Here is an 11707-nt window from a genome sequence, read left to right as displayed (position 1 = left end):
CCCCCCCCCCCCCCCCCCCCCCCCCCCCCCCCCCCCCCCCCCCCCCCCCCCCCCCCCCCCCCCCCCCCCCCCGCCCCTCCCCCCCCCCCCCCCCCCCCCCCCCCCCCCCCCCCAAGGCTGCACATGCATGGAGGAGCACACGGCCGATGGGCGATTTCACGCGCGTCACGATCGATTTCCAGACATCACACCTGGTGTTTCCGACACTGATCGGCGCCATACTGCTTGCCTTGGGGGCAGCCATACTCATCACGCGCCGGCAGGCGATCGCCGGCGCCGGCCAGTACTGGTCGCAGACCCTGGCGGCGATGGACAAGCCGCGCTTCTTCGGGACGATCGCGTTGACGGTGGTCTATTTCCTGCTGATGGTCCCTGTCGGCGACTTCTGGCCCAACACCGGCATGGGCTTTCTCGTCTGCTCGATCCCGTTCGTGGCGCTTTCCGGGCTGCTCTACCTGCAGGAGCGGACGAAATCCGCCGTGACGGTGCTAGCCGTCGTCGCGGTCGCCGCGCCCTTGCTGGTGTGGTGGGTGTTCGCGCACGTCTTCTTCCTGACTCTGCCCTGACCGGGAGAACCCAATGGAACTGTTCGGTTTCGTCACGCCTCTGTTCGTTCTGCTGATCGCGGGCGGAACGGCGATCGGCATCGTATTCGGCGTCATTCCCGGCCTGACGGCGACGATGGCGGTGGCCGTCTGCCTGCCACTGACCTACTCGCTCGGGCTCGAGAACGGCCTCGCTCTGCTGATCGGTCTCTATGTCGGCGGCATCTCGGGCGGGGTGGTGCCGGCGATCCTCATCGGCATACCCGGCACGCCGTCGTCGGTCGCGACCACGTTCGACGGCTTCCAGATGGCCCGTCAGGGCAAGGGCGAGCAGGCGATGCGCATCGCCATCATCGGTTCGCTGATCGGCGGCCTGATCTCGCTCGCCGCGCTCTACCTGTTCACGCCGTGGCTGGCCGATTTCGCGATCCGCTTTTCCTACGTCGAGAAATTCCTGATCATCCTGTTCGCGCTGACGGTGATGGGCGCGCTGTCGAGCGATATGCTGCTGGGCATCTTCTCGGGCTTCCTGGGCATCTTTGTCAGCCTCGTCGGGGTCTATGACGTGACCGACGGCGGCAACGGCCATTTCCGGTTGATCCCGCCCGGCATGGAGGACATCCTCTACGGCGGCTTCGCGCTGCTGCCGGTGCTGATCGCGCTGTTCGGGCTGACGACGGTGCTGGAGGAGGCCGAGATCGGCATGCCGAAGGGGCCTTCGGTCAAGGAACTGGAGTCGGGCGGCAGGTCGAAGTTCTCGTGGTCGATATTTCGTGGCCAGACGCTCAATCTTATTCGCTCGTCGGGCATCGGCACCTTCGTCGGAATCCTGCCGGGGATCGGCGGGTCGGCAGCGTCGATCCTCGCCTACACGGCGGCGAAGACGAGTTCGTCGCATCCCGAGACGTTCGGCAAGGGCGAACCGGCGGGCGTCATTGCCTCGGAGACGAGCAACAACGCGCTGACCGGAGGGGCGCTGGTGCCTCTGCTGTCGCTCGGCATACCGGGCGATTCGACCACCGCGCTGCTGATCGGCGCCTTCGCCCTGCAAGGCATCCAGGTCGGCCCGCTGTTTATCGGGCAGCATCCGGACACATGGAATTCGATGATCCTCGCGATGCTGCTCGCAAACCTCGCCACCTTTGTGATGATGTACTACGCGATCCGGTGGTTCTCGCTGGCGGTGGCGATCCCGAAGGCGATCCTCTATCCGGTCATCCTGATGATGTGCGTTATCGGCGCCTACACGATCAATTACGGCATCATGTTCGACGTCTGGACGCTGCTCTTCTTCGGCGTGCTGGGCTGGATCGGCGTCAAGCTGGGGCTGGAGGTCGCGCCGTTCATCATCGGCTTCATCCTTGGCCCTTCGGCCGAGATCTATTTCGTCAAGAGCCTGGAATCGTTCGGCGATCTCACGATTTTCTTCACCAAGAGCTGGATTGCCGCTTTCCTGTGGCTGCTTATCGTGGCGTCGATCGCAGTTTCGGTCGTCATCGGCCGGCGCCAGCGCGCGGAAAAGCTTGCCGCCGGTTGAAGCTTGCCTTTCGGGCCGGCCGAAGAAATAAGTCGTACATGGTTGTGGAGGAGACGTCGACTCGCGCCAGGCGCAGACGCTCGTCAGGGGCGGTGACCATGCAGACGGTCGGCCGTATGGCCGGCGTCTCGCAGGTCACGGTCTCGCGCGCGCTTTCGGAACCCTCAAAGGTCTCTGCTGAGACGCTTCGGCGCATCCATGAGGCGATCCGCGTCACCGGCTTCGTTCCGAATGCGCTCGCCGGCGCGCTCGCCTCCCAGAGGAGCATGCTGGTTTCGGCGCTCGTTCCGTCGATCTCGAACATCGTCTACGCCTCGATGATCACCTCGTTCAACGAACGCATGCGCGCGCGCGGCTACCAGATTCTGCTGTCGGAGACGGGTTTCGACCCCGGCGACGAGGAGGCGTTCATCGCCACCCACCTTTCGCGCCGGCCCGACGCGATGCTGCTCACGGGCATTCGCCACTCCGCGCAGGCGCGGCGCATGCTGCTGGCGGCGGGCATTCCGGTCGTCGAGGTCTGGGACATGAGCACCACGCCGATCGACATTTGCGTCGGCTTCTCGCATGTCGAGGCGGGCCGCGCGGCGGCCGACTTCGCCGTGGAAGCGGGATATCGCCGCGCGGCCTGCGTGTCGGCCGGCGACGAGCGGGCGCGCCGGCGCCAGCAGGCGTTCTCGGAGCGTTTCGAGCGGAGCAGCGGTCATGCGGTCCTGAAGGCAGCCTTTGACGCGCCGGCGACGCTGGCCAACGGCCGCGCCGGGCTTTCGCGCCTGCTGCGGGAAGGCTTTTCGGGCGGCGTGGTATTCTGCAGTTCCGACCTGCTTGCGCACGGCGTTCTGATCGAGGCGCATGCGCGAGGACTTTCCGTACCGGGCGACGTGGCGGTGATCGGCTTCGGAGACCAAGACTATGCCGCCGCGGTGGAACCTGCGCTGACCACCGTACGCGTCGACCGCGAAGCGCTCGGCGCTGCCGCCGCCGAGGCCATCCTGTCGCGCTTCCGTGCCGAAGATCAGCCGGAAAACGTCATCGACATCGGGTTCAGGATTATCCGGCGAGCATCAGCCTGAGCACGTTTCGATCGCACTCCGTGGACCTTTGGAAGTCGTCGGCAGGGCCGGAAGACGCATATCGGCCTACAGAAGCCAAAGCGGACTTGCCTGAACTCCCCCGCGGATCCTGGACCACAATGACTGCCGGCGCGCCGTGCGCCCCAGCGTACGCCCTACGAGGCCGAAAACCTCACGCTCTCGCCAAGCTGAGGCGGCATGAACATCATAATGGACTCCCTCGGCGGAATCCCCCTCGGTCGCCCCTCAAGCCCCGCCGAGATCGCCAATCTCGTCGCCTTTCTGTCTTCCGATCGTGCCTCTTCGATCACGGGTGCGGAGTACACAATCGACGGAGGAACCGTGCCTACAGTGTAAAAAAGGCCCATGCTTGCCGGCTTAGGCCGTGCTCCTCCAGACGCCCGTATGTTCATAGATCGCGTCACGTAGCTCCCTGACGTCACGGTTGATCTGGTTGAGATGCGCTGGGCTTTGTCCTGAGGAGGAAAGCAGAGCGTCAGCAAGGCAGCCTGCACGAGATCTGAGTTCGCGTCCCTTATCAGTCAGTGCAACCACGACCTGCCTCTCGTTCGCGGGATTCCGTGTCCGGCGCAGAAGTCCTGCCGCTTCGAGCCGTTTGAGCAAGGGCGTCAGAGTGCTCGACTCCAGCGCTAGCCTTTCGGCGATGCCGCCAACGGTCAGCTTGTCCTCGCGCCAGAGGACATTGAGTACCAGGTATTGGGGATAGGTCAGGCCCAAATCGTCCAGCAGTGGCTTGTACACTCTCTGGATCGCCATGCCGGCAGAGTAGATCGCGTAACAGAGCTGATCGTCGAGCGGCAATGGGTTGTTGAGTTTTTTCGGCGGCATGGGTGGCTCTCCTTGGACCCGATATAGCCTACCCGATCCCAAAAAAGAATATCGCGATAAAAATTATGATGGACATATCGCGGTCGGAGTCGTAAAGAGAGATATCGCGATAATTGTTATCGGATAAGTAAGAGGAGATCAGCATGACTTCCAGGACGACCAACCTTCTGGCCGCAACCGCCGCCGTCGCAGGAATTGCCGCAGCCACGGCCACTCACTCTGCCGAGATAATTCCCGACAACCAGACCGTCCGGAACGTGGTGCTGGTGCACGGCGCGTTCGCTGATGGATCGGGTTGGCGCGGCGTCTATGACGAACTGACCGCCCGCGGCTACCGTGTGTCGATCGTCCAGAACCCGCTTACCTCGCTTGCGGACGACGTTGCCGCAACCAAACGCATTCTTGACCGTCAGGATGGACCTGCGGTCCTTGTGGGACATTCCTGGGGCGGCACCGTGATAACGGAAGCAGGTACCCACTCAAACGTCACAGGCCTGGTTTACGTATCGGCGTTGTCGCCAGATGCCGGAGAGACGACTGCGCAGCAGTACGAAGGTTATCAGACCCCGCCTGAATTCGTCATCGAAACTACCGCGGACGGCTTCGGCTTCGTTTCTCCCGACCGGTTCAAGATTGGCTTCGCTAACGACACGACGGACGCGGATGCCGCTTTCATGCGGGACTCTCAGGTGCCGATAAACATGTCCGCCTTCGCAACCAGGCTCGAGCATGCCGCCTGGCGAAGCAAGCCGAGCTGGGCAGTGATTGCTACCGACGACAAAGCCTTCGATCAGCGTATGTTGCAAGCGATGGCGAAGCGCATCGGGGCGACAATCACGGAGGTCGCGGCAAGCCATGCGGTCTTTATGACTCAGCCAAAGGTCGTCGCTGACGTGATCGACGAAGCTGCCCGCAAGGGATCTGTCGAGGCGCAATAGTTCGGCCACGCGCCGTGTGCGGACATTTCGAGCTTTAAGCTGTCATAAACGAAAATACGGCCGCCGGATGGCTCATCCGGCGGTTTTGTTTCGAGAGTGTTTCTCTCCGACTCGCAGACCACTGCCGGTTGTCTCCTTGAAGGCAATCCGGCAGTGGACTGCGCTGGCACTTCTTCGCTACGACCAAGGCGGTCGAGGAATGTCCAGGTTCAGGCTCGGCCGGGACGTCGACGCGGTGTCCAAGCAGTCGTCCGACTTGCTGCACCTGTTCCGCAGGGAATTGCTGGCCGTCAACGAGAACTTCCGGCTGGCCGGCGCGGAGCTCGCCCGCTCGGTGCTGGGCTGGATCGGCGGCGCGGCACCCGGCTCCTTGCAGAGCCTGAGCAAGCCGACCGGGGTTATGGCCTATCGCCGTCCCGACTAGAGCGGATGCGGTCAAATTGAGCTGGGCCATCCCGCTCCATCTATTTGTCTTAGCCGCATTTCTGCGACGCCGAGTGATTCCACTTGGCTGCAAAATGCGCGCTGCTGACTGGCAGCCTTGGGGCCGAAAACAGACCGGCAGCTTCGGTCTGCAAATCGTCCAGAGCGGACATATACGTTGGGCGCGGGCATCGTCGTGAGACGCGCGGCCGCAAGGACACTTCGACGTTGCCGCTCCCGCCCTACGGCCTCAAGATTGACTCAGCGCTCGACGCATTCTGGCAGGTGCACAGGCTTTTCGAAACGGGCCACCGCCTCTGCCTTTGCACAGGGCGGGAAACCGGCGAGCCGCATGGTCTCGATGAGCCGCCGCCTGTCGTCTTCATTTGTGTCAGGAAGGCTAACAAATCCCTCTATGGTAAGATCGGGAAACCATTTCAGTGCTTCCGCAAGCGCGGTTTTCGCTTCCGCCGTTCGGCCGGAGGCGGCCAGCGCAGCTGGGCGATATACCCACATCCGTCGACCGTAGTTCTCCGGACCCATTTGCTTCTGCATGCGAAGCGCGTCTTCATAGCGTCCGGCCATGAAATAGGCAGCAGCAAAAAGCCTCGTACTCGCCATCGGGTAGTTCGGGTTAAGGCGGGTTGCCCGATCGGCCATCTCGGCACCGCGCTGCGGCTCGCCGAAGCTGGATGCCAAGAAAGCGTAGAAGCTCAGAATTTCGAACTGGTTCGGCGCCATGCGTAGCGCCGTGTCGAATTCCATCTTGGCACGTGCAAGATCATTCCTGTCGCCGAAACTGAAGCCCAGCACGGCGTGCGCCTCCGCGTCGCTCGGGTCAAGCATGACCGCACGTTCGGCAGCCTCGGCGGCCAGTCGGAAGTTGGCCTCGAAATCGGCGCCGAAACTGGGCATGACGCCATACGCGTGATAGAGCTCGACCCAGGCGCGCGCGAGCCCCGGGTCGAATTCGACGGCGCGTTTGAGGAGCTTGATGGCCTCCTCGACATCGGCGCGATTCATCTTCGCAAGCTTTTCCGTGCCGAGCAGGTACAGCTCGTAGGCAGTAAGGTCGCTTGGCGGCTTGCGATGCGCCGCAATCCGGCCTGCAACCTCGATCACGCCGTGCCCGCCGCCGAGGCGGTTGGAGACCTGCTCGGAGATCTCCGTCTGGATAGCGAACAGATCTTCGTCGGGCCGGTCCCAGCGGTCCGACCATAGATGTTTGCCGGTTGCCGCGTCGAGGAGCTGCGCAGTGATGCGCAGCCGGCCGGCCTGGCGCTGGATCGAGCCTTCGACCACGAAACCGACCCCGAGCGTTTTGGCGATCTCGGCCAAACCGATCGATCTTCCGGCATATGTTTCAGTCGAGTCGTGCGCGATTACTTGAAATTCCGGGAAACGTGCGAGATCGGTGATGATTTCTTCGGTCAGGCCGTTGCCCAGTAGGCGTGCGGACGTCTCCTCACCCAACACGTCGAAGGGCAGCACCGCGACCAAAGGCTTGCCGCCAGGGGAGAGGGGCCGCAGCATCCACCCTGCAACAGCGGCGACAGCAAGCACAATCAGTAGCGACCCCACAAAGGCGGCGAGCGGTCGCTGGAGCGCGCGATTACTCGTCCGGCTCGTGGCGGGCATCGCAGCCGCATTCGCCTCCGGCAGCGCCAGCATGTAGCCGCGCCGCGACTTGGTCTTCAGGATGGCATGTCCGTCATCCTTCAGTGCGCGTCGGATCTCGTGGATGCATTGCACCAAGCTGTCGTCAGTGACTGCCGTTCCCGCCCACACCGACTGCATCAGCTCACCCTTGGTGACGAGTCGGTTGGGGTTGTTCGACAAATAGCGGAGCACCGCGAACGCCTGCGGCCTGAGATCAATCGGATTGCCCGGCCCGTCGCTCAGCGTTTCGTTGCTCAGGTCCGCAACTACCCCATTGATAAGGAGCCTGGTCGGCGCCGGGGTGTTCATCGGCTATCTCAATGTCGCTGTCTTGCCTGCCTCGCTTCTTACCATAGTTTTCGGCGCCTGGACTGTCGCCCGATCGTCGTTTCTTCGGCAAAAGATCGTACGGCATTCGTTACTCGACAAGCCCTTCGGCTCACCCTCATGGCAACGTCTTCGGCATTGTCCCGAACAGCCGCCCAACCACAAACTCGTTGCATCGAGAGGAAGACCCACCCATGAAGCCGCGATCAGTCAACGCACGTCGTATCGGCATACTTGTGTTCTCACTGTGTGCTCTCGGGCTCATTCCCTCAGCGCCGATGGCCGCGGATGCCAAATTGGTCGTCGAGCCGGTGGTCGAGAAAAAGGTGAAGGAACTGCCACCCGGACCATTGTTCTGGCGGTTGGAGAATTTCCCCACCCTGGCCCAGGCCCAGGGCGCTGCGGGCTCCACCTCGCTTGCGGCGGAGGTCGCAGGCAAGGTCTGGCTGTTCACGCTTGGGCCGAAGGACGGCGCCACTGCCGGCGGAACCAAGGTAACTGAGATTGGTCCCCTCCCATCGGTCAGCGCGAGCGAATACTTGCTGCGCATCAACCGTGCCGGCGGCGCGCCCGGCGCCAAGTCGTCGATCCATTCACATCCGGGACCGGAGGCCTTCTATGTCCTGGCCGGCAAGCTCGGCCAGAGGACGCCCCACGGCGTGGCTTATGCCGAAGCCGAAACGACCATGGTCGGGCATGGCGCCGATACTCCTATGGAAGTGTTCAACGCCGGAACAACCGATCTCGATCAGTTGGCCATCTTCGTGGTGGATGCCAATCGGCCGTTCTCGTCGCCGGCCAGCCTCGATTGAAGCGACATTTCGCTGGGTCGCGCGAATGTTTGGACGGCGACGAGGCGCCACCCCGGCGCTTTCATCACGGCGCGGTATCTACAAGAGCGGCGCATGCTGTTCAGGTATCGCGTCCGCTTGCCCCGAATGCAAATCCTCGATCGCCGCGGCGCGGGCGCCGTTGCGCTGGCATCAACCTGGCCTGCTGCTCCATATGGCGCAACCACGATTTCCACCGTGGCCGCTGACAATGTCGGCTTTCAGGCGGTGGCAAAGCTGACTTTAGGGGCCGATATCAGGCGCTAAGCGGCCAGAAATGCAGAGTCGAGCAGCCGTTGTCACCACGCAAGCCGTTGGCCGTCGCGGAAGAAGCCGCCGGTCGGGCCATAGTTCGGCAAGGTCTCGGCTCAGACGATGCGCTCTGCCGCGAGCACGCGGGTCAGGGCGTTGAGCTTGCCTTGTTTATGGCGGGCATGGCAGGCGCTGGTCCTTCTGCTATAGCTTTGAGTGCAGCCCTTAGGGCGCCGCGGCGCTGTCCCCGCGGCCGTGTAGCCGGGAGCGCTTCGTAATACGGCCCTGCACTAGGCCGGTCCTTACCATCTGCTGATCTTTCGCTTATGGTCGCCGTTTCGATTTCTCCCAGAGCCGCGATGTTGCAAAACTTTGGACCATTCCAACTCGATGAGGAGGCGCGCTCGCTGAGGCTGCGTGGAGCGGCACAGAAGATTCAGCCGCGCGTCTTTGACCTTTTGGCCTACTTGGTAAGGAATGCAGGTCGGGTAGTGCCGAAGGACGAGCTCATGGATGCTCTTTGGCCGGACCTTACGGTTACCGAAGCTTCCCTGCAGCGCGCCGTGAGCTTGGCCCGTCGCGCGCTTGCAGCCGGGGGGTTGGCGAATTCCATCCGCAGCTTCGTCAAGCATGGCTATCGCTTTGGGATCGACGACCCCCTCCTCGGCCAGATTGCGCCGACTGAGGCTAGTGACGATCTGGAGATTTCTGCCGCACGAGACCTGGCGATCCAGCGGGACTGGGCGGGCGCGGCCGAGCGGTTCGACGCCATCTCCCGGACGCGGGAGCTGGACCCAGGCGATCTTGATCTCTGGGCTCTGGCGGTCGAGTGTTGCGGCCGTCCCGTCGCGGCGATCCCAATACTTTCTCGTGCGGTCGCGGCTCATATGCGGATAGGTCAGTTGGTGCGGGCCGCACGAGCAGCCATCACATTGGCAAAAATCCATCTCGAACGCGGGGCGGCGGACGCAGCCATCGGCTGGCTGGAACGGGGCGGCCAGTTGCTGACCGGCTTGAGCGACAGCGGCACGATGGGTTATCTTTTGTGGATGAAGTCGCGCCTTGCCACTTTCGGAGGCCGACCGAAGGAAGCTCTTGAGCTCGCATCGAAGGCATTCGAGCTGGCCGAGCAGACCGACGATCAGGGACTTCGGGCACTGACGCTGGTTTACAAAGGCTTCTACAACCTCTCCCTCGGCAGGGTGAACGAGGGCAGTGAGCAGCAGAACCACGCCGCCGCCATCGCACTCTCCAGTCAGGTCGACCCGATCACCGGCAGCTTGGTCTACTGCAATATCCTTTGGAGCTGTCGCACTTTCGCCGATTGGCCCCGTGCAAGGCAATGGAGCGAAGGCTTCGAGAGCTGGTGTGAAGCCAGTTTCGCGGAAAGCCCAGGCGCCTGCGGTTTGCATCGTGCGGAAATAGTTGGAGCGCAGCGAACGCTCGGCGAGGCCCTGGCTAACATTGAGGCAGCGATTCCGAAGCTGGCGGACGAAGAGGCTTGGTCTCTGGGCGAGGGCTACCGCGTCCGAGGGGACATTCACGCAATGATTGGCGACCTCTCCCAGGCGAAGTCGGACTATGCAATGGCGTATTCGATTGGATGGGACGCTGAACCGGGCAATGCCGTTCTGCTCTTTGAGACAGGCGACGTGGAGGCTGCGCTTGCTACGCTTCACCGTGCTCTACAGGGGCTCTCTTGGTTTCACCTGCAGCGTCGCGGACTGCTCTTGGTCAATGCCGCTCGCCTAGCCGCCCTGGGCGGTCGGCCGGAATTGGCCGCCGGTTTCCTCGCGGAAATCGACGCCTCCCCGGAGCGCTGGCCTCAGCCTGCGGTGCGGGCGATGATCGCCGAAACCCGCGCCGCTCTCCTCCCCGCCGATGACCCCCAGGCGATGCAGCTTCGTCTCCTCGCCCGTCAGCTTTGGACAAGTGCCGGCGTAGAGTATCACGCGGCACGTCTCCGGATCGACTTGGCGCGTCGCTTCTTCGACATGGGTGACGTTAGCGGCGGCACCTCGGAACTGGCAGCTGCCGAGCGCACCGCCGCGCGTATCGGATCGCCTCGGCTCATGAGCATGGCTGCAAGTCTGGCTCCAGCACCGATCCCGGCTCACGGGAAGCAGCGTGGCGAGAGCGAACACCTCATGATCGCACCAAGCGGCACTTAACGGCTTTCGCTGTCCCTTGATCGGCAAAAGATAAGCGCAGGATAGGTCGACGGTAAGGACGATCTGCGGCAGCCGGCGCTAACTCTGGCCCAGTCATGCAACCCCGCATGGCCATTGCAATGGTGGGCGTCGAACCTGGGCGCCCGTAATCGGGAGAATTGGAAATGCAACTCTACGTTATTCGTCGGCCGAGCGCCTGGGCGTCGCTCGCCAAACTGGAAACCGCCGGCGCCAAGTCAGCACGGATCGGAAACGAAGAAATGCCTGACAGGGTCAGGTGGATCCGCAGCTACGTCGTGCATGAGCCCGACGGTCGCATCGGCACCTTCTGCATCTACCAGGCGCAGGACGGTGCGGCGATCCGCGAACATGCCCATCGCGTGGGCATGCCCGGCGAGGAATTCTATCCGGTCGCCACCACCGTGATCGTGCGGGCTGACCCGGCTGTAGAAGCCGCGGCAGCATGACCCATTAGCCCCGCGGGGCCATAGCTCCGCGGGTGCTCCTCAACCCCTCAGATGGAGGAACATAATGAATTTCCCACAGACGACCTTGCTGGTCGCCACCCTCGCGGCTGGTGCCGTTTGCCAGCCCGTTAAGGCTCACGAACTGGGTTCACGTGGCGACCCCACGGCTATTGCCCAATCGCGGGCCGCCGCAGAAGCTTACTACGACCTCGCCGACGCGACTGCAGCCGGCTACGAGCCGCTCTTCGACTGCACCGACGCAGGCGCCGAGGGGGCCATGGGCCAGCACTACATCAATAAGGGCTACGCCATGGACGGAAAGCTGGTTCTGGATCAGCCGGATGTGATTATGTACGAGCCGCAGGCCGACGGATCGATGCATCTGGTAGCGCTCGAGTACATCGTGTTCAAGGCACAGTGGCAGGGTTCGGAGGCACCGAGTTTCCTAGGTCAGGAGCTGAAGCTCAAGTCCAAGGTCGGTGTTCATCCGGTGGATCCATACTATGAGCTCCACGTCTGGCACTGGCGCTCCAATCCCAGCGGCATGATGGCGGACAACAACCGCAGTGTTAGCTGCGCTCATAGCGGCTGATGCGCTTGCATCGGCCCGCAAGTGCGGGCCGATGCAACGACCTC

Annotated in this window: 10 protein-coding genes and 2 pseudogenes; 10 read left to right on the top strand and 2 right to left on the bottom strand. The window is 63.0% G+C overall.

What is annotated here, in order from left to right; all coding sequences use genetic code 11:
- The first annotated feature begins 146 nt into the window (after positions 1-146).
- From AC0L28_RS04565 to AC0L28_RS04550, 4 genes and pseudogenes are all read left to right on the top strand, one after another.
- Complete coding sequence (locus AC0L28_RS04565; protein WP_023797395.1) at positions 147-566, top strand: tripartite tricarboxylate transporter TctB family protein; 420 nt, start codon at positions 147-149, stop codon at positions 564-566.
- Between the two features lie 13 nt (positions 567-579).
- Positions 580-2082, top strand: coding sequence for a tripartite tricarboxylate transporter permease (locus AC0L28_RS04560; RefSeq protein WP_023797394.1), 1503 nt, complete (start codon positions 580-582; stop codon positions 2080-2082).
- Between the two features lie 98 nt (positions 2083-2180).
- Positions 2181-3155, top strand: a complete 975-nt coding sequence (locus AC0L28_RS04555; RefSeq protein ID WP_031254188.1) for a LacI family DNA-binding transcriptional regulator — start codon at positions 2181-2183, stop codon at positions 3153-3155.
- Between the two features lie 192 nt (positions 3156-3347).
- Positions 3348-3512 (top strand): annotated as a pseudogene (locus tag AC0L28_RS04550) (SDR family oxidoreductase); the annotation flags it as partial.
- Between the two features lie 21 nt (positions 3513-3533).
- On the opposite strand, the gene AC0L28_RS04545 reads toward AC0L28_RS04550, so the two are convergent.
- Positions 3534-4004: a MarR family winged helix-turn-helix transcriptional regulator gene (locus AC0L28_RS04545; RefSeq protein WP_023797391.1), complete on the bottom strand. Its 471-nt coding sequence runs from the start codon at positions 4002-4004 to the stop codon at positions 3534-3536.
- 143 nt (positions 4005-4147) lie between these two features.
- Between AC0L28_RS04545 and AC0L28_RS04540 the strand changes: the two genes are divergently transcribed.
- Positions 4148-4942, top strand: coding sequence for an alpha/beta fold hydrolase (locus AC0L28_RS04540; RefSeq protein WP_023797390.1), 795 nt, complete (start codon positions 4148-4150; stop codon positions 4940-4942).
- 211 nt (positions 4943-5153) lie between these two features.
- Positions 5154-5366, top strand: a pseudogene (locus AC0L28_RS04535) (LacI family transcriptional regulator); the annotation flags it as partial.
- 260 nt (positions 5367-5626) lie between these two features.
- Here AC0L28_RS04535 and AC0L28_RS04530 read toward each other — a convergent pair.
- Positions 5627-7333 carry a winged helix-turn-helix domain-containing protein gene (locus AC0L28_RS04530; protein ID WP_128173473.1) on the bottom strand — a complete coding sequence of 569 codons (1707 nt, stop codon included), beginning with the start codon at positions 7331-7333 and terminating at the stop codon, positions 5627-5629.
- Between the two features lie 212 nt (positions 7334-7545).
- On the opposite strand from AC0L28_RS04530, the gene AC0L28_RS04525 reads away from it, so the two are divergent.
- The 4 genes from AC0L28_RS04525 to AC0L28_RS04510 all read left to right on the top strand — a co-directional run bounded on the left by AC0L28_RS04525 (position 7546) and on the right by AC0L28_RS04510 (position 11663).
- Entirely contained in the window at positions 7546-8163 is a 618-nt protein-coding gene (locus AC0L28_RS04525) for a cupin domain-containing protein (protein ID WP_023797387.1), read from the top strand.
- A gap of 596 nt (positions 8164-8759) precedes the next feature.
- Positions 8760-10604: a winged helix-turn-helix domain-containing protein gene (locus AC0L28_RS04520; protein ID WP_128173472.1), complete on the top strand. Its 1845-nt coding sequence runs from the start codon at positions 8760-8762 to the stop codon at positions 10602-10604.
- 164 nt (positions 10605-10768) lie between these two features.
- On the top strand, positions 10769-11071 hold the full coding sequence (locus AC0L28_RS04515) for a nickel-binding protein (protein WP_473475804.1): 303 nt from the start codon (positions 10769-10771) through the stop codon (positions 11069-11071).
- A gap of 64 nt (positions 11072-11135) precedes the next feature.
- On the top strand, positions 11136-11663 hold the full coding sequence (locus tag AC0L28_RS04510; protein WP_023797383.1) for a hypothetical protein: 528 nt from the start codon (positions 11136-11138) through the stop codon (positions 11661-11663).
- Positions 11664-11707: the final 44 nt, after the last annotated feature.

The organism is Mesorhizobium sp. WSM4847, from assembly GCF_055811335.1.
Note: the sequence above shows the minus strand (reverse complement) of the source record. Positions and strands in the feature narration are given on the sequence as shown.